Origin of the sequence: Winogradskyella thalassocola, from assembly GCF_900099995.1 — a bacterium.
Classification (GTDB): domain Bacteria; phylum Bacteroidota; class Bacteroidia; order Flavobacteriales; family Flavobacteriaceae; genus Winogradskyella; species Winogradskyella thalassocola.
On sequence record NZ_FNCZ01000010.1, the window covers coordinates 94389 to 113195 of the forward strand.

Annotated in this window: 19 protein-coding genes; 10 read left to right on the plus strand and 9 right to left on the minus strand. The window is 34.9% G+C overall.

Annotated elements, in window-relative coordinates; genetic code table 11:
• Position 1 precedes the first annotated feature (1 nt).
• The 3 genes from BLT80_RS17565 to BLT80_RS17575 all read left to right on the plus strand — a co-directional run bounded on the left by BLT80_RS17565 (position 2) and on the right by BLT80_RS17575 (position 1815).
• Positions 2–286: a GIY-YIG nuclease family protein gene (locus tag BLT80_RS17565; protein ID WP_092470424.1), complete on the plus strand. Its 285-nt coding sequence runs from the start codon at positions 2–4 to the stop codon at positions 284–286.
• A 91-nt stretch (positions 287–377) separates the two neighbouring features.
• The gene (locus BLT80_RS17570; protein WP_092470426.1) at positions 378–1130 is read left to right on the plus strand and encodes an enoyl-CoA hydratase/isomerase family protein; all 753 of its coding nucleotides are present in this window, start codon (positions 378–380) and stop codon (positions 1128–1130) included.
• Between the two features lie 85 nt (positions 1131–1215).
• Positions 1216–1815 carry an acyltransferase gene (locus BLT80_RS17575; RefSeq protein ID WP_092470428.1) on the plus strand — a complete coding sequence of 200 codons (600 nt, stop codon included), beginning with the start codon at positions 1216–1218 and terminating at the stop codon, positions 1813–1815.
• Positions 1816–1865: 50 nt separating this feature from the next.
• Here the strand turns inward: BLT80_RS17575 and BLT80_RS17580 are convergent, their stop codons facing one another.
• A complete protein-coding gene (locus tag BLT80_RS17580) occupies positions 1866–2342 on the minus strand; it encodes an Lrp/AsnC family transcriptional regulator (protein WP_092470430.1) in 477 nt (158 codons plus the stop codon).
• A 174-nt stretch (positions 2343–2516) separates the two neighbouring features.
• Between BLT80_RS17580 and BLT80_RS17585 the strand changes: the two genes are divergently transcribed.
• From BLT80_RS17585 to BLT80_RS17595, 3 genes are all read left to right on the plus strand, one after another.
• Entirely contained in the window at positions 2517–3815 is a 1299-nt protein-coding gene (locus BLT80_RS17585) for a dihydrolipoamide acetyltransferase family protein (RefSeq protein WP_245710293.1), read from the plus strand.
• Positions 3816–3898: 83 nt separating this feature from the next.
• The gene (locus tag BLT80_RS17590) at positions 3899–4966 is read left to right on the plus strand and encodes a branched-chain amino acid aminotransferase (protein WP_092470432.1); all 1068 of its coding nucleotides are present in this window, start codon (positions 3899–3901) and stop codon (positions 4964–4966) included.
• Positions 4967–5260: 294 nt separating this feature from the next.
• On the plus strand, positions 5261–7348 hold the full coding sequence (locus BLT80_RS17595) for an alpha-ketoacid dehydrogenase subunit alpha/beta (RefSeq protein WP_092470434.1): 2088 nt from the start codon (positions 5261–5263) through the stop codon (positions 7346–7348).
• Positions 7349–7447: 99 nt separating this feature from the next.
• On the opposite strand, the gene BLT80_RS17600 is transcribed toward BLT80_RS17595, so the two are convergent.
• The 5 genes from BLT80_RS17600 to BLT80_RS20170 all read right to left on the minus strand — a co-directional run bounded on the left by BLT80_RS17600 (position 7448) and on the right by BLT80_RS20170 (position 12518).
• Complete coding sequence (locus tag BLT80_RS17600; RefSeq protein ID WP_020895249.1) at positions 7448–7639, minus strand: cold-shock protein; 192 nt, start codon at positions 7637–7639, stop codon at positions 7448–7450.
• A gap of 121 nt (positions 7640–7760) precedes the next feature.
• Entirely contained in the window at positions 7761–9659 is a 1899-nt protein-coding gene (locus BLT80_RS17605; RefSeq protein WP_092470436.1) for a SulP family inorganic anion transporter, read from the minus strand.
• A 128-nt stretch (positions 9660–9787) separates the two neighbouring features.
• Positions 9788–10339, minus strand: a complete 552-nt coding sequence (locus BLT80_RS17610; protein WP_092470438.1) for a DUF4136 domain-containing protein — start codon at positions 10337–10339, stop codon at positions 9788–9790.
• A gap of 23 nt (positions 10340–10362) precedes the next feature.
• A complete protein-coding gene (locus BLT80_RS17615) occupies positions 10363–12357 on the minus strand; it encodes a urocanate hydratase (RefSeq protein ID WP_092470440.1) in 1995 nt (664 codons plus the stop codon).
• Positions 12357–12518, minus strand: a complete 162-nt coding sequence (locus BLT80_RS20170; protein ID WP_161624671.1) for a C1orf53 family protein — start codon at positions 12516–12518, stop codon at positions 12357–12359. The genes BLT80_RS17615 and BLT80_RS20170 overlap by 1 nt, the downstream gene beginning before the upstream one ends.
• Before the next feature lie 171 nt (positions 12519–12689).
• Here BLT80_RS20170 and BLT80_RS17620 point away from each other — a divergent pair, with 171 nt between their 5' ends.
• Genes BLT80_RS17620 through hemL form a run of 4 tightly spaced genes read left to right on the plus strand, consistent with a single transcriptional unit; the run spans position 12690 to position 16107 of the window.
• Positions 12690–13019: a hypothetical protein gene (locus tag BLT80_RS17620; protein ID WP_092470442.1), complete on the plus strand. Its 330-nt coding sequence runs from the start codon at positions 12690–12692 to the stop codon at positions 13017–13019.
• Between the two features lie 55 nt (positions 13020–13074).
• A complete protein-coding gene (locus tag BLT80_RS17625) occupies positions 13075–13980 on the plus strand; it encodes a 1-aminocyclopropane-1-carboxylate deaminase/D-cysteine desulfhydrase (protein WP_092470444.1) in 906 nt (301 codons plus the stop codon).
• 3 nt (positions 13981–13983) lie between these two features.
• Positions 13984–14817, plus strand: a complete 834-nt coding sequence (locus BLT80_RS17630) for a glucosaminidase domain-containing protein (protein ID WP_092470447.1) — start codon at positions 13984–13986, stop codon at positions 14815–14817.
• A 3-nt stretch (positions 14818–14820) separates the two neighbouring features.
• Entirely contained in the window at positions 14821–16107 is a 1287-nt protein-coding gene (gene hemL / locus BLT80_RS17635; RefSeq protein ID WP_092470449.1) for a glutamate-1-semialdehyde 2,1-aminomutase, read from the plus strand.
• A gap of 49 nt (positions 16108–16156) precedes the next feature.
• On the opposite strand, the gene BLT80_RS17640 is transcribed toward hemL, so the two are convergent.
• The 3 genes from BLT80_RS17640 to BLT80_RS17650 all read right to left on the minus strand — a co-directional run bounded on the left by BLT80_RS17640 (position 16157) and on the right by BLT80_RS17650 (position 18677).
• Positions 16157–16507: a hypothetical protein gene (locus tag BLT80_RS17640; protein WP_092470451.1), complete on the minus strand. Its 351-nt coding sequence runs from the start codon at positions 16505–16507 to the stop codon at positions 16157–16159.
• A gap of 107 nt (positions 16508–16614) precedes the next feature.
• Entirely contained in the window at positions 16615–17088 is a 474-nt protein-coding gene (locus BLT80_RS17645; RefSeq protein ID WP_092470453.1) for a hypothetical protein, read from the minus strand.
• 92 nt (positions 17089–17180) lie between these two features.
• Positions 17181–18677 carry a hypothetical protein gene (locus tag BLT80_RS17650; protein WP_092470455.1) on the minus strand — a complete coding sequence of 499 codons (1497 nt, stop codon included), beginning with the start codon at positions 18675–18677 and terminating at the stop codon, positions 17181–17183.
• Positions 18678–18807: the final 130 nt, after the last annotated feature.

Below are 18807 nucleotides of genomic sequence, written 5' to 3' on the forward strand. Positions count from 1 at the left end.
TATGAAGCATTACGTCTACATAATTACAAATAAAAAGGATGGTGTTTTGTATATTGGTGAAACCAAAAGATTAAAGAAAAGAATATATCAGCATAAGAATAAAGTGCATCCAACAACATTTTCGGCCAGATATAATTTAGATACGCTTGTTTATTTTAAAGAATATAATACTGAAGCAGAAGCTAAATTAAGAGAAAAGCAAATGAAGAAATGGAATAGAGTTTGGAAAATTGAATTAATAGAGCAGTTCAATCCGGACTGGAAGGATTTATATGAAACAATATAAGTTTAATTCTTAAACTGAGTTTCCTATAATTAGAGTATCAATAAAGAAAAGTATAACATTTTAAAGATTACCGCTTTCGCGGAAAGTAAACATGAACACACCATACGTAAAACTAGACATAAAAAACGAAGTAGGATACATCGAGTTTTTCCATCCTGCACACAACTCGCTACCAGGAGATGTTCTAGCCAAACTAGCACAAACCATTTCGGATACTGGAACTAACGACGCTATTAAAGTGGTCGTTCTTAAAAGTGGCGGATACAGAACCTTTTGCGCAGGAGCTAGCTTTGAAGAACTAATAAACATCAACGATGCCGCAACAGGAAAAGTATTCTTTTCCGGATTTGCAAATGTGATTAATGCGATGCGTAAATGTCCAAAATTCATCATTGGTCGCATTCAAGGAAAAACTGTTGGAGGTGGTGTTGGTCTTGCTGCTGCAACCGATTATTGTATGGCTACCAAATTCGCTGCCATCAAGTTAAGCGAATTAAATATTGGTATTGGACCATTTGTGGTCGGACCAGCAATCGAGCGTAAAATGGGATTAAGCGCCATGTCGCAAATCGCTATAGACGCCAACACATTTTATCCTGCAGAATGGGCAAAACAAAAAGGTTTATTCACGCATATTTTCGATACCACAGAAGCATTAGACGAAGCTGTAAAAACAACAGCAGAACACTTGTGTACATATAATACAGAAGCGATGTTAGAAATGAAAAAAGTATTTTGGCAAGGAACAGACCATTGGGATGCGCTTCTTGCAGAACGTGCAGCAACAAGTGGAAAACTAGTTTTGAGTGAGTTCACTAAAGAAAAATTAAAAGGATTTAAATAAAACTTTCATTACGAGAAGGAAAAACGTGGCAATTTCTTGATGAGATTCTTCGCTTCGCTCTGAATGACAAACTCGAGAAAAAAAGATGGCTATTTATTCATTCAAAGGTTATACACCAGTAGTACATAAATCCAGTTTCGTGCACCCTTTGGCTGCTGTAACAGGAAACGTTATCATTGGCAAAAACTGTTATATTGGTCCAGGTGCAGCCATTCGTGGAGATTGGGGACAAATCATTTTAGAAGATGGTGTAAATATCCAAGAGAACTGTACCGTGCATATGTTTCCTGGCAAGTCCATTACGCTTAAGGAAAGCGCGCACGTTGGTCATGGAGCGATAATACATGGAGCTAATTTGGGTAAAAATTGCCTAATTGGTATGAACACTGTTATTATGGACGATTCCGAAATTGGTGACGAATGTATCATAGGAGCCATGTCTTTTGTAAAAGCAGAAACAAAAATTCCATATCGAAGTTTAGTGGTTGGAAATCCTGCAAAAATAATCAGAGGAGTTACCGATGAAATGATAGACTGGAAAACAAAAGGCACCCAGTTATATAAGCAGTTACCAGCAGACTGCCATGAGAGTTTAAAAGAAGTTGAGCCATTAAGAGAGGTGCCAGAAAACATGAAAGTTCAGGATGATATTTATAAAACACTTCGGGAAACGTTTAAAAAATAATGAATGAGAGACCTGTCAGGTTTTTAAAATCTGACAGGTCTTTTGAAGAATCACAAAACGCGACTCAAATCAATCTCATTAGTTTCCTTACTCGTAGAAAGCGCAATCAAACTTTGAACATTTCCTAGATAAGGAAGTAGCGTCAATTTTGAAATAATAAAAGTTTCATAAGCCTCAATATCTTCAACAACTAACTTTAATAAATAATCAAAGTTTCCGCTGACACGATGGCATTCTACAACTTCAGGAAAGTTGTTAATTTCCTTTACAAACTTTTCCAAATAACTTCGCGTATGCCCTTGCAACGTGATTCCTATAAAAACAGTCAGTTTTAATCCAATCTTCTTGTTGTTTAAAACAGCCACATATTTTTCTATATAACCTTCTTTTTCAAGCTTTTTAATGCGTTCAAATATTGGTGAAGTGCTCATGCCGAGTTCCTCAGCAATACTTTTTGTGGTTCGATTGCTATTTTTTTGTAGTATCGCTAACAGTTGTGTGTCTATTTTATCGAGTGTATGTGGCATGAGAAAATTAGTTGCTTTAAAGCGGTAAATTTAATGATTAAAAGTCAAATAATCTGTAATAGTATTTAATTTAAGAACAATATCCTTTTTGATAGTAAATTAAAAGATTTTAACAATTGTATAATTCAATATACATTATCTTTAATTCTTAGAATCCTAAACTACGATAGCTTGATGACTTTTGAATTAAAAATGCCTAAAATGGGTGAAAGCATAACTGAAGGTACTATTATCAATTGGTTAATTTCTGAAGGAGACTCTTTCGAAGAAGGAGATATTATACTAGAAGTAGCAACAGATAAAGTAGATAACGAAGTACCAGCACCAGCAGCAGGAACTTTAATTAAAACCATATTTCAAGCTAAAGATGTAGTTCCTGTTGGAGAAGTTATGGCTATTCTTGAAATTTCAGAAGAAGTAAAATCTTCTAATAAGAAGTCTGTCATTTCGAACGAAAGTGAGAAATCACATAAGCAAGAGAAAGCACCAAAAAGAACAAAACCAGTTCAGCAAGCATCAACTTCAACTTCATTTTCAACATCAAACACAAACACCTTCTTTTCGCCATTAATTATAAACATAGCCAAAGAACATCATATTAGCTTTGAAGAATTAGCACGAATACCTGCAACAGGAAATGAAGGCAGATTACGCAAAAGTGACGTCTTTCAGTATGTAGAAGACGGACGACCTTATAAATTTGCACAAGCTGTAACGCAAGATCCAACGGCTTACAGAATTCCACAATTAAATTTCGATAAAGGCAAAGGAAAAGTCATCGAAATGGACAGAATGCGCCAAATGATTGCAGATCACATGGTCTACTCCAAACATACATCACCTCACGTTACTGCTTATGTAGAGGCAGATATGACAAATATGGTCAACTGGCGTAATGCTAACAAAGTTGTCTTTCAAGAAAAGTATGGAGAACGTTTAACCTTCACACCATTACTTGTTGAAGCCGTAGCTAAAGCCGTTAAAGATTTTCCAAATATTAATGCTTCCGTAGATGGTAATAACATCATTGTAAAAGAAGATATAAATATTGGTATGGCAACCGCATTACCTAGCGGAAATTTAATTGTTCCTGTGGTAAAAAATGCAGATACAAAAGACCTAAAACAAATTGCAGTTAATGTTAACGAGCTCGCAAGAAAAGCAAGAGAAAACAAATTATCTGGCGACGATATAAAAGGAAGCACCTTCACCATTTCAAACGTAGGAACTTTTGGAAGTGTTATGGGAACACCAATAATTAATCAGCCCGAAGTTGCCATTTTAGCATTAGGAATAATCAAAAAACGACCAGAAGTTATCACTACAGAAAAAGGAGACGAAATCGCTATTCGTAGCATGATGTATTTATCATTATCATTCGACCACAGAGTCGTAGATGGCTTTTTAGGCGGAAGCTTCGTACGACGCGTAGCCGATTATTTCGAACAATTTGATACTAATAGAGAAATATAATGTCATTCTGAGCGAAAGCGAAGAATCTTATAAAGAGATTGCCACGTCCTTCGTCCTCGCAATGACAAACAAATACAAACCACATGAAACCTAACATTTCAATCACTAAAGTAGAAACATCAAAAGTTGATGCCTTAGACTTCAACAATATACCATTAGGCACCACATTCACCGATCACATGTTTATTTGCGACTACGAAAACGGAGAATGGGTTAACCCAAGAATTGAACCATTAGGATTAATTCCTACACATCCAGCTGCAATGGCTTTACATTACGGACAAGCTATTTTTGAAGGGATGAAAGCCTATAAAGATACCGAAGGTGCACCAATGTTGTTTCGACCAGAAGAAAATGCCAAGCGTTTAAACAAAAGTGCAGACCGAATGGGAATGCCTCATATTCCTGAAGATTTATTTGTAGAAGGACTTAAAGAATTAGTCGGCTTAGAGCATAATTGGATTCCGCCAACCGATGGAAGCGCACTCTATTTAAGACCATTCATGTATGCCGATGAGCCCTTTATTGGTATGCGTGCAGCAACCCACTATAAGTTTATAATAATGGCGTCACCAGCAGGTCCATTTTTTAGTAAACGCATTAAATTATGGGCAGAAAAGCAATTCATTAGAGCAGCACAAGGTGGAACGGGTGAAGCTAAAGCCGCTGGAAATTATGCAGCAGCCATTCGTCCAACAGAATTAGCAAAAGCCAAAGGTTACGATCAAGTATTATGGTTAGATGCCGCTGAGCATAACTACATTCAAGAAGTTGGTACCATGAATATTTTCTTCAAAATCAATGGAGAATTTATCACACCAGAGCTCGACGGTTCTGTGTTGCATGGCATCACAAGAGCAAGTGTTATAGAGATGTTACGTGCTATGAATTTCACGGTAACAGAACGAAAGATCACTATTGATGAAATTAAAACAGCATCAGAAAACGGGACTTTAGAAGAAGCCTTCGGAACAGGAACGGCCGTTGGTATAGCGTACATTCAAGAGATTGGATTAGAAGACGAGACGATTCATGTTTCTGATGAAAGTCCAATTGGATTAGAGGTTAATGATACCTTGAATGCTATTAAAACGGGTAAGCTAGACGACCAATTTAACTGGATGACTAAAGTAGAAAAGGAATTAGCTTAGGGTTATTTGGGCGTTACCACAAGGGTCGGGCTTTCACTACTCGCTCTTTTTGAAAAAAGCAAAAAGGAGCTCAAACAGGTCGTTCAATCCCTAACGGGTGAGCAATGTCACTTCGAGTGATTCCGATTTTTTATCAGAATTGTTTCGAGAAGTCATGTAAAGTTCTCGATACAAAATTGCAAGAAAAGCAATTTTACTCGAACTGACGTAAGGTTTGTCATTCCTGCGAAAGCAGGAATCCAAAATATTAGAGAATTTAAAAAATAGATTCCTGCCTACGCAGGAATGACAACTATGAAAAAAGAAACACTAGAAAAAGGATTTTCAAAACTCTGCACAGCAAAAGCTATGGCAGAATTATACGAAGCTAATTTTAAACAAGTTTCAAAATACGTACATGCAACATCTCGTGGACACGAAGCCATTCAAATAGCTTTAGGTCTTCAATTATTACCTCAAGATTATGCCTTTCCATATTATAGAGATGATGCTATGTTGTTATCGTTTGGTTTAGAGCCTTACGATTTAATGTTGCAATTGTTAGCTAAAAAAGACGATCCATTTTCTGGAGGAAGAACATACTATTCGCATCCAAGTTTAAAGGACGACGATAAACCAAAAATTCCACACCAATCCTCTGCAACAGGAATGCAAACCATTCCAGCAACAGGAGTTGCTATGGGAATGCAGTATAAAGAATTACAAGGTTTAGACGATTATAGTTTAGAATCTGACCCTGTCAGTTCGAGCGCAGTCGAGAACGCTCTAAAACCAATTACCGTTTGTAGTTTAGGAGACGCATCAGTAACCGAAGGTGAAATAGCAGAAGCGTTTCAAATGGCAGCTTTAAAGCAAATGCCAATCTTATATTTAGTACAAGATAACGGTTGGGATATTAGTGCCAATGCAGCAGAAACGAGAGCGCAAAATGCGTTTGAATATGCACAAGGGTTTAAAGGTTTAGAGGCGATCTCAATAGATGGATCCGATTTTACAGAAAGTTATGAAGCCTTAGAAAAAATCATAGAAACCATTCGTACAGAGCGTAGACCATTTTTAGTACACGCAAAAGTACCGTTATTAAATCACCATACGTCTGGAGTACGAATGGAATGGTATCGCGATGATTTAGAAGAGGCACGTTCTCGTGATCCTTATCCGGTTATTAAACAACAATTGCTAGATTCAGGATTTTCAGAAGAAGACGTTTTAGACATTGAAAATTCCGCGAAAGCGAAAGTACAAGCAGACTTTGAAAAAGCATTATTAGCCGAAGATCCAAAACCTGAAGATTTATTTACAAACGATTTTGTACCAACACCTATTACCGAAGAAAAAGGAACACGTTCACCAGAAGGTGCAGAGAAAGTAGTCATGGTCGATTGTGCTTTATTCGCAGTTGAAGAATTAATGCGAAAGCACAAAGAATGTTTACTCTATGGACAAGATGTTGGTGGACGACTTGGAGGTGTTTTTAGGGAAGCCGCAACTTTAGCTCAAAAATTTGGAGACGACAGAGTTTTTAATACACCAATACAAGAAGCCTTTATTGTCGGTTCTACAGTTGGTATGTCTGCAGTTGGATTAAAACCAATTGTTGAGGTTCAATTTGCCGATTATATTTGGCCTGGTTTAAATCAGTTATTTACAGAAGTAAGTAGAAGTTGTTATTTATCTAACGGTAAATGGCCGGTTTCTATGATTCTTAGAGTGCCCATTGGTGCTTATGGAAGTGGAGGACCTTATCATTCATCGTCAGTAGAATCTGTTATAACAAATATTCGTGGTATTAAAATAGCGTATCCAAGTAATGGAGCAGATTTAAAAGGATTAATGAAAGCAGCTTACTACGATCCTAATCCAGTTGTAATTTTAGAACACAAAGGTTTATATTGGTCTAAAGTACCAGGGACGCAAGGTGCAACATCTTTTGAGCCAAGTGAAGATTATGTATTACCTTTTGGTAAAGCATGGGTTTTACAAGAAATTTGGAAGCAAGAAAATGTAGAAACCTTAACTATTGTGACTTACGGAATGGGAGTGCATTGGGCAATGAATGCATCGGAAGAATTAGGGATGCAAGATCAAATAGAAGTTATCGATTTACGTACGTTGTTTCCTTTAGACGAAGACACGATTATGACATCGGTTAAGAAAACAGGAAAGTGTTTGGTTGTAACTGAAGAACCTTCAAACAATAGTTTTTCACGCGCATTATCTGGAAAAATTCAGGAAGAGTGCTTTAAATATTTAGATGCACCAGTGATGACTATTGGTAGTGAGAACATGCCTGCAATTCCTTTGAATTCAACTTTAGAGCAAACCATGATTCCTTCTACGGACAAGGTGAAAGTAAAAATTAATACACTTTTGAATTATTAATTTGAAAGTGTGTTAATCCTTGATTGTAGTAATTATTGAACATAAAAAAGCCTATCTAAAAGACAGGCTCTATTCTTAAAAAGATTGTAAGATATATAATTATATAACTTTTACATTAACTGCGTTTAATCCTTTTTTTCCTTCTGCTAAATCGAATTCTACATTATCTCCTTCTCTAATCTCATCGACTAAACCAGAAATGTGTACAAAATGCTCTTTGTTGTTTCCTTCTTCTGTTATGAATCCAAAACCTTTAGAGTCATTAAAAAATTTTACTGTACCAGTACTCATATTAAAATATATTAAATTAAGTTGCAAATATAAGGTAATTAATTGAATTTCAATTAATTTAATGTGGTTATTTTTTATTAGAGTAACTGTCTCTGTTATTAATGTTTATCTGTTAAGAAAACTAAACATTATACTCAGATAAAGGCCTTGTGAATTTTTCAGGATCCGCCGCTAAATGGTAACGTGGATCGTCAATAGCTTCAACGATAACATCTTTAAATTTAGGACTCGCTTTATACAGTAATATCTTACAATCTTCACTTAAGTGTTTAAGTTTTATGGTTTTTCCTTCAGCCTGGTATTTTTCAACTATAATAAAAATAGCTTCAATAGCAGAGTGATCCGAAATACGAGCTTCAACAAAATCAATTTCTACATGATCCGGGTCATTTTTAATATCAAATTTTTCATTAAACGCGGTAATACTTCCAAAGAATAAGGGGCCCCAAATTTCATAGGTTTTAGTTCCATCTTCTTGAATACGCTTACGTGCTCTAATTTTCTTTGCATTTTCCCAAGCAAATGATAAGGCAGAAATAATAACACCAACAAATACTGCAATGGCTAAATCGAAGAAAACAGTAACTACCGAAACAATAACAAGTACAACGGCATCTGATACTGGTATCTTCTTCATGATTCGGAAACTAGACCAAGCAAATGTTTCAATAACCATCATAAACATAACACCGACTAAAGCTGCAATTGGCACCTGCTCAATATATTTATCAGCAAATAGGATGAATGTAAGTAGTGTAATTGCCATCATTACACCAGATAAACGTCCTCTACCACCTGCATTAATATTAATTACGGTTTGTCCTATCATACCACAACCGCCAGTACCTCCAAAGATTCCGCTAAGCATGTTTCCTGAGCCTTGTGCGATACATTCTCTGTTTCCATCACCTCTCGAGTCTGTTAATTCATCTACCAGGTTCATGGTCATTAAGGTTTCAATCAAACCTACTGATGCCGCTAAAAAGGCGTAAGGTGCAATGAATTTTAAAGTGTCTAAGTTAAATGGCAAATGACTCCATAGTTCCGCAAGGTTGAGTTTGCTAGACAATTCATCAAAGCCATTTAAACCTGCTCCACCACCATCTCTAATAAAATCTCCTACGTTAATGGATTGAAGGCCGCTAAAAATAGAGATCAAAGTCACTATTAAAATCGCCGTCAATGCAGCAGGCATTTTTTTTGTTAATTTAGGCAAGCCCCAAATTATGAACATGGTTAAGAAAACCAAACCAATCATGATGTATAATTTTTGGCCTTCCATAGTAGACTTTACAACTCCATTGTCTCTTATAGAATAGAAGCCATTGTCTTTGATATTAAAAACAACTTGTTTAGTATCTATATCGTAAACTTGATTGTCCGATATAATAAAAACGGCTTCACCTGTGCTAATATTGGTTACTGATTCCTCGTTAATTGAAAAGATTTTGGTGTCAGAAATTAAATCTTTAACAGAATTATCACTTAAATTGTAAACGCGCTCTTTTGACACGGTTTTGCGCATGTTTTGTCCAAAAATATCCTTTGTATTCTCTTTAAACATTCCAAGTTGTGCTAAGAAAATGACAATAGCTAATCCGTTTACAAACCCTAACATTACTGGATGTGGAATTAAACGTACAAATTTACCAAGCTTAAAAACGCCCGCTAATATTTGAATGAATCCCATTAACACGACAGCCGCTAATAAATAAAAATAGCCCATGTTATCCACAGGTGTATCAAATAATAAGCCTTTAGCGTGTCCTTCTTGAATCATATGAACAAAAATAACAGCAACCGCACCAGCCGCTCCAGAGATTAATCCTGGTCTTCCTCCAAAAAGTGCAGAGATGATTCCAATTATAAACGCTCCAAAGAGGGCTACAATTGGACTAATTTGAGCAACAAACGCAAAGGCAACCACCTCCGGAATCATTGCTAGTGAAACCGTGATACCTGCAAGAATGTCATTCTTAGGGTTTTGTGTGAAATTTTTAATGGTTTTTTGACCGAACATAATACTTTTTATTTGTAAAAGGCGGCAAAGGTAGACTTTTTGAATTTAATCTAAAAAGCAGTAGTTTGTTAAACAAAAAAAGCATCGGTGGATACCAATGCTTTTCTGTTCTTTTTGTGTGCAATATATTATTTTTCCTCTGGCGGAAATTGTACCAACATTTGCGATACAAATTCTTTAATACGGGCTTCTTTCTTGTCAGGATTATTAGCGTTCAGATTTCCTGTACCTGAACCTTGCCAGATGAGTTCTTTTTTGTTCGCATCAATAAGATCTATAAATAGCATACCTTCGGTTGTGGTTGTAACTTGGTTATTGTTCCAGCCAGATCTCCAGCCCCAGCCGCCATAACCACCCCAACCCCAAGCACCATTACCCCAAGCGTTGTTGTATACATCAACACGTTGATTAGATTTGGTAAATATACTCACTAGCATATCTGGGTTTTCTGATTTGGTATAACCTTTCGCCATTAGTTCGGCTTCAATGGCTCTTAAAATACGTCGTTTGTCAATGTCGTTGATTTCTGCCTTGTCAATTCCGGGTTTGAAAAATGCAAAGGTTTTATAATTGTCAAAATTTGCTTCTCTATCGTAATCAGCTGCAACTCGTACGGAGCTGCAAGAAGCTAATCCTATCAATAAGAGAAACATTGGTGTAAATTTTAATAGCTTTTTCATAATTTCTTTTTTTTTAATTACACTTAATTTAATAGTTCATCATCAACAAAATTTGGCAAAGTAACTTTTAAGTTCGGTTCAATTTCCATAGCGCGTTTTATTGCAAAAACAGCTCCTTCATTTCTAGCCCAACTTCGTCTTGAAATGCCGTTATTGACGTCCCAAAACAGCATATGTTTTAATTTTTTTGATGCTTCCTTAGTACCATCAAGAACCATACCAAATCCACCGTTTATAACTTCGCCCCATCCGACACCTCCACCATTGTGAATGCTTACCCATGTGGCTCCTCTAAAGCTATCACCAATCACATTTTGTATAGACATATCTGCTGTAAAGCGTGAGCCGTCATAAATATTACTGGTCTCTCTGTATGGTGAATCGGTTCCTGAGACATCGTGATGATCTCTTCCTAAAATAACGGTTCCGATTTTACCATTTTTTATGGCTTGGTTAAAGGCTTCGGCAATTTTCATTCGACCTTCTGCATCTGCATATAAAATTCGAGCTTGAGAACCTACCACGAGTTTGTTTTCTTGTGCTCCTTTAATCCATTGAATATTATCAGCCATTTGTTGTTGAATCTCTTCAGGAGAATTCTTTTTAATGTCTTCTAAAACTTTACAGGCAATAGCATCCGTTTTTATCAAATCTTCCGGCTTACCAGAAGCACAAACCCAACGAAAGGGGCCGAAACCATAATCAAAACACATTGGTCCCATAATATCTTGTACGTAACTTGGGTATCTGAAATCAATACCATTTTCTGCCATAATATCAGCACCAGCACGAGACGCTTCTAATAAAAAGGCATTTCCATAATCGAAGAAATAAGTGCCTTTTGAGGTGTGTTTGTTTATAGCGTTTGTATGACGTCGTAAGGTTTCTTGAACTTTCTCTTTAAATAATTCTGGTTGATTCGCCATCATGTCGTTAGCATCCTCAAAAGAAATATCCACAGGATAATAGCCTCCGGCCCAAGGATTATGCAGCGATGTTTGGTCGCTTCCTAAATCAACATGAACATTAGCTTCATCAAATTTTTCCCATACATCAACAATGTTTCCGAGATAGGCGATTGAAATGGTTTCTTTATGAGCTTTAGCTTTTTCAACACGAGTAACAAGTTGATCTAAATCGGTTATTTTTTCATCGATCCAACCTTGATCTAATCGTACTTGTGTGATTTTAGGGTTTACTTCAGCACAAACGGTAATACAACCTGCAATGTTTCCTGCTTTTGGTTGCGCGCCAGACATACCTCCTAATCCCGAGGTGACAAATAAATTGCCTTTTGGTTCCTTTTTAATTTTCCTAAAACCGTTAAGCACTGTAATAGTTGTACCATGTACGATGCCTTGTGGGCCAATATACATGTAGCTTCCGGCAGTCATTTGGCTGTATTGTGTAACGCCTAAAGCATTGAATTTCTCCCAGTCATCTGGTTGGGAGTAATTCGGAATCATCATACCGTTAGTTACTACAACTCTTGGTGCTTCTTTGTGCGATGGAAACAATCCCATAGGGTGACCAGAATACATGGTCAGGGTTTGTTCATCATTCATTTCTGCCAAATACTTCATGGTTAGTCGGTATTGTGCCCAATTTGAAAACACGCCTCCATTACCACCGTAAGTGATTAATTCGTGTGGATGTTGTGCTACAGCATAATCTAAATTATTCTGAATCATTAGCATAATAGCAGCAGCTTGTGTTGATTTTGCAGGATATTCAGAAATTGGCCTGGCATACATTTTATAGTCTGGTCGTAAACGGTACATGTAGATTCTGCCGTAAATATCTAACTCGTTTTTAAACTCAGGTAATAAGGTTTTATGATTTTTTTTATCAAAATAACGCAAAGCATTTCTAAGTGCTAATTTTTCTTCTTCTGCAGAAAGAATTGCTTTACGTTTCGGTGCATGATTTATCGAAGTATCGTAAGGCTTTGGTTCTGGTAATATGTTTGGAATGCCTTCTAATATTTGATCTTTGAACGAGAGTTTTGTAGTATGCATTACTTCTTTTTTAATGTGTTTTTGTTGAATCCATAAGGACAATGTCTGCAGCCGCTTTCGCAACAATAACCACGTTTTAAATGGTATTGCTCAGTAAAACAGCGGTAACCTTCTGGTGTCAGATAATAATCACCGTCTTCAATTGGGACGTATTTTTTCATATTTAATACCAAATAAACATCAAAATTATGGGTTAAATTCGTTGCTATTTCCTTTATATTTTCAATTTAATTTAAAGAAAATATATTCCAAATTTAGCTTCGATAATTATAAAATTCATTTGGTATAACAAAGATAACGTAATTTGGTTTGATTTTTGAAACGAATAAAGCATGATATTGATTTCGAAATATTTAGTGCCAAAAGGTTATTTGGGAGTTACTCTTTTTCCTTTTATGTTTTTAAAAACAGAGGATTTAAAGCGTAATGCAGTACTTATAAATCATGAAAGAATTCATCTCAAGCAACAGCTTGAATTGTTTGTTCTTCCATTTTATGTGCTGTATACAATTGAATTTTTATGTCGATTAATTCAATATAAAAAATGGGATTTAGCCTATCGAAATATTTCTTTTGAACGCGAAGCTTATAGGCATGAAAAAGATCTCGACTATTTAAAATCTAGACCTTTGTTTAGTGTGTTTAAATTTATTAGAAATTAAATTTTGCGATTTTTTATTCCCCATCAACTAACTTTGTTGCTGTAAAACAAAGCAGTTGTTAAATAATAGTACTCATAATCAGGATTTATCTATTCCAAATACTTCGATTAAAATCGCAATTAAACGCGAAGATTTAATTCATCCGTTTATTTCTGGAAATAAGTATCGTAAGTTAAAATTCAATATTGAAGAGGCTAAAGCGAATAATGAAAAAACCTTATTAACTTTTGGAGGTGCGTTCTCTAATCATATCGCTGCTGTGGCTTACGCCGGAAAAGAATATGGTTTTAATACGATTGGAGTCATAAGAGGGGAGGAGTTAAGAGAAAAGAAGGATTTAAACGCAACGTTGACATTTGCAAAATCTTGTGGTATGCAGTTTGAGTTTGTGTCTCGGGAGGTGTATCGAACGAAAATGAATAGTGATTTTATAAATAGCTTAAGAAATGAGTTTGGGGATTTTTATTTAATTCCGGAAGGAGGCACGAATGAATTGGCTGTAAAAGGTTGTGAGGAAATCTTGGAAGCAGACGATTCTGAATTTGATTATATCTGTTGTGCTGTAGGAACAGGTGGGACAATTTCAGGGTTAATTAATTCGTCGAAAAAGCATCAGAAAATATTAGGCTTTCCGGCTTTAAAAGGTGATTTTTTACAAGAAGATATTCGTAAATTTGCAAATCAAGATAATTGGAAATTAATAACAGATTATCATTTTGGTGGTTATGGGAAAATAAAGCTCGAGTTGATTTCGTTTATTAACAAGTTTAAGAATGATTATAATATACCGTTAGATCCGATTTATACAGGTAAAATGCTATTTGGAATATTTGATTTAATTGCTCTTGGATATTTTCCAACAGATTCTAAAATACTTGTCATTCATACCGGAGGTTTGCAAGGTATTGCAGGTATGAATGATATGTTGAAACGTAAAAATTGCCCTTTAATTGAAATATAAAACATGAAGTTTAGATATTTAATCTTATTAGTTGCAGTATTGGCAATGAGTTGTGGTCCTAAAAAAGGTATTGTAACTAAAAAGAAACGAAGTAGTACTACTAAAACAGTTGTAGTAAAAGACAAAAAAGAAGAGGTTACAACGGTTGAAACAAATCCGTCAGTTGTAGAAGAAAATAAAGCTCCAAGTAGCGTTGAGGTTTATATCGACTTATATGCTGAAATTGCCAAAAATAAAATGCAAACTCATAAAATTCCAGCTAGTATTACTTTGGCTCAAGGTATTTTAGAATCTGGTGTTGGAAAAGGACTTTTAGCTGTAAAAGCCAATAATCACTTTGGGATTAAATGTCACGGTTGGACAGGTGCTAAGATTTATCACGATGATGATCGCTCACAAGAATGTTTCAGAAAATATCCAAAAGCGGAAATGTCTTATGAAGATCATTCTGAATTCTTAACAGGTCGAAAACGTTATGCTAGTCTATTTGAACTTAAGCCAGATGATTATAAAGGTTGGGCTAAAGGCTTGAGAGCGGCTGGTTATGCTACAGACCGTAAATATCCTGAAAAACTGATTAGCTTAATTGAACGTTATAATCTTGATAAATATGATGAAGAAGTCCTTAAAGGAACAACAGCCAAGTCAACCCGAAAATCAACCACTATAATAGAAGGGACAAAGAAAGATGCGTCTAAAAAGCACACGGTTGCTAAAGGTGATACGTTATACTCGCTTTCAAGATTATATAAAACTACGGTTGATGCTATTAAAGCTGAAAACAATTTAAAATCAAATGACCTTACTATTGGTCAACAACTTATTATTCCGAATTAATTTATGTTATATAAAAGAAGTAGTGCTTTATTTCAAGAAGCACAAAAGGTTATTCCTGGAGGTGTAAATTCACCTGTAAGGGCTTTTAATGCCGTTGGTGGAACTCCTATTTTTGCTAAGTCGGCAAAAGGAGCTTATGTTTATGATGAAGATGGAAATCGTTTTATAGATTATATAAATTCTTGGGGCCCAATGTTGCTTGGTCATGCGTTTCCTCCTGTAGTTGATGCGGTTATTGAAAAAGCTAAACAAGGAACTTCATTTGGGATGCCAACAGCTATTGAAACTGAGATTGCAGAATTGGCGGTTTCTATGGTGCCGAATATTGATAAAATTCGTTTTGTTAATTCAGGGACTGAAGCGTGTATGAGTGCTATTCGTTTAGCTAGAGGTTTTACAAAAAAAGATAAGATTATAAAATTTGCGGGTTGTTATCATGGTCATAGTGATTCGTTTTTAATTGCAGCAGGAAGTGGTGCTATAACATTTGGAACCCCCAATAGTCCTGGTGTCACAGAAGGTACTGCAAAAGATACTTTATTGGCAAGGTTTAATGATCTTGAAAACGTAAAGGAATTAGTTGAAGCAAATAAAGACGCCATAGCAGCAATTATTATTGAGCCTGTTGCAGGTAATATGGGCTGTATTCCTCCGGTTGATGGGTTTTTAGAAGGCTTAAGAGCTATTTGCGACTCTAATGGCATCTTATTGATTTTTGATGAGGTGATGACCGGTTTTAGATTGGCAAATGGCGGGGTACAAGAACTTAAAAATATTAATGCAGATATCGTTTGTTTCGGAAAAGTTGTTGGTGGAGGACTACCTGTTGGTGCTTTTGCTGCTCGAAATGAAATTATGGATTATTTAGCTCCAATTGGCCCCGTGTATCAAGCAGGAACGTTAAGTGGAAATCCGTTAGCTATGGCTGCAGGTTTAGCAATGCTTAAAACTATTAATGCCGATAAAGGATTGATGAATAGGTTAGAGGAGAAAACTAAATATCTTCATAACGGTATTGCCGATGCGCTTAATAAGAATAATATAACACATACTATCAATAGAATAGGGTCTATGATTTCTGTGCATTTTTCAGAAGATGCAGTTGTGGATTTCGATTCTGCAGCTAAAGGAAATAATGAAACGTTTAAAAAGTTCTTTCACGGCATGTTAAACAAAGGTATTTATATTGCTCCAAGTGCTTTTGAAACTTGGTTTATAACGGATGCTTTAACTTATGAAGATTTAAACGAGACGATTGCAGCCATCGAGGACATTGCAAAAGATTTGTAAATAAAAAAGTCTCGCTATGTGCGAGACTTTTTTATATAAAATAAGTTATTTAACTTTTTGAAAATTGCTTATAACGTTCAAATTGATCTTCACTTAAAATGGTTTTCATTCTAGTTTCCAATTGCTCGCTTATAGCTTTCAATTTTTTTGCGGTTCCTTCTTCAACTACATTTTGTTTTTCAATCAAATAATTGTCTTTGATAAATTCTTGTTGTGCTTCATAAATTTGATCTCTTTGATTGTTATCAAACTTAACAAACTTTCTTAACGCTTCAGTTTTCTCAGCAGCTTTAGTATTTACCGTTTTCATCATCTCTAATTTATTGTTTTGAGCAACAGAGGTTTGAGTTCCTAAAAACAGAGCAAATACAAATAAGCAAAGTGTAATTATCTTTTTCATTATGGATTAATAATTTAAAATTGGACACTAAAATAACAATTTTATTCAATAAAATGAAAAAGTATCGCTTAAGCGATACTTTTTATTTACAAAATACGTTCGATTACTTATTTTTCATCGTGTTGTTTGTCACGTTTTTGATCCTGTTTTTTATTGCGATGACCTCTTTTTTTGTGTTCTCTAGGCTTCATTTTTTCAAATTTAGCATATTGCTCGGCATTTAAGATTGTTTTCATTTCGCGCTTCATTTCAATCTGTTGATCTAATCTAAGATTTTGCATTTTAATGAATTCTTCTTTAGAAGGCTTTTCTTTTTTCTCACCCTCCACTGCGGTACGCTTTTTCCTTAAGCCTTCATTAGCTTTTGCTTCGCTTAATAGGAGAGCATGTACTTCTTTTTGTTGTGCTTCAGTTAAATCTAGTTTTAAAGTCAATTTTTTAGATTTTAAATCTGCAATATCGCTAGGTGTCATTTCCATTCTTCGTTCTGATCTGTCTTTGCGATCTGATCTCTTATCTTTTTCTTGTGCCATACCATTTAATGTAAATAGTGCTAAGGCGATTACTAATAGTTTTTTCATGTCTTTTGTGTTTTACGTTATATTAGTTTAGACCGTGGGATGCTAGTTAGGTTTAACTAAGATTTGTTATTTAACACGTATTTTAACATTTGTTACATCTCTATTAGTCTAAGTGTTGTTTGGTATAAGTTGCCTTCCTCTGCCTTATTTTTTAGCCATGCATAAAAGCTAAGTATAAAAATATCTTCTTTATTTACGGTTGTCCATTCAAACGATATTTCTAATTTGTGTCTAAACTCTAGTGTATTTATGATTTCTGGTTTTACGTAATATTGTTCGGCAATCGTTATAAAAGTAAGAATTCGAGATTGTCCTATTTGTTTCAAGTAGATTGTATAACGACGTCTAAAACTTTTTAATCGGGAATAGAATAAATCATCTTCCTGTAATTCTATATATAATAAAAGTTCGGCAACATTTTTTTTAATCACCCAATCCATACCTGCTTTTTCAATATACCATTGATCTGTATGATAGAATTTAGACGAAATGGATTTGGCTTTTGTAAAGTCTCCTTTTTGAAAGTAAAACATAAAGCAGGTTAGCTGTAAGTCGAGTAAGGTTTCTGTGTCTTCATGTTTTTTATTAGTGAAGCTTTCAATTAATGTAATAGCGTCATCTTGTTTATTGCTATAGTTGAGATTTAAAGATTTAACTAAGGTTTTCTTTAATATGAATGATTTGTGAAAGGCACGATTTTTTAGTTGCATCAGTTGTTCCATTTCTTTGATGTAGCGTGTAGAAGCTTCAAATTTTTTATTCCTGAAAAGTGTGTTAGCAATGATATAAACGATTTCAATTTGATAAAAAAGTTGCTTTTCAGTTTCTTTCTTTTGTTTCAGGGTATCATAACTCTTCATCACAAAGCTTTCGATGGAATAATACTTTTTTGTGACTAAAGCCGAAATATGAGCAATCGCTAGAATCTGATATAAGGATTTAAAGGACAGTGATGTGTTGATTTCAATGTGATGTGCTTTTAGTAAGTGTTCGAGTTCTAATTCAAAGTCAATAACATTTCCTTTATATGTTACGTCATGTAACATCGATTTTAATTTGGCATACACAATATTGAGTTGGTCTTCTAATTGGTGTTTTTTCTGATTTTCTTCTTGTTTAATTATTAACTCTTCTAAATCTATTTTTGGATATTTTGAAGCATACTGGATTTTGGTGTGATAAATCTCATTCAGCATAGCAAACAATAAATGCTCGTCTGCCAAGCGTTCTGCTTTGTCTAAAATTTTATAAGCAATACTAAAATTGTTCTGAAGTAAAAATGTGCGTGATGCTAAAATGTATTTAATGATCTGCATGTCTACGGAATTCTCATCTTCAAGATTTTGATTGGCTGTAAAATCAATTAAAGATTGAAATAAACGTTTTCTGAGTGCGTGATAGGCATTACTGTTATCTACATTATATAAGTGTTTACAAATGGCTTTAGAATCGTCGTTAGAAGTAGCTAGTAATTTAAATAGTTGAATGTTCTTAGTGTCCTTCCGTTTATTCTTTTGCTGAAGATAATTCACGAATTTCTGGTGATCTTTAGCTGTTAATGTGTCTATTATTGATTTAATTCCTGTCATTTAAACGTCATTATGGTGTGGTAAGTTATAATAAATATAGAAGTATTTTAATTATTTGTTTAAAATATATCGTCAGTTTTGTTTGAATTGTGGTTTTCGATTTCTTGACTTTTGTTCGAGATTTGTCTCA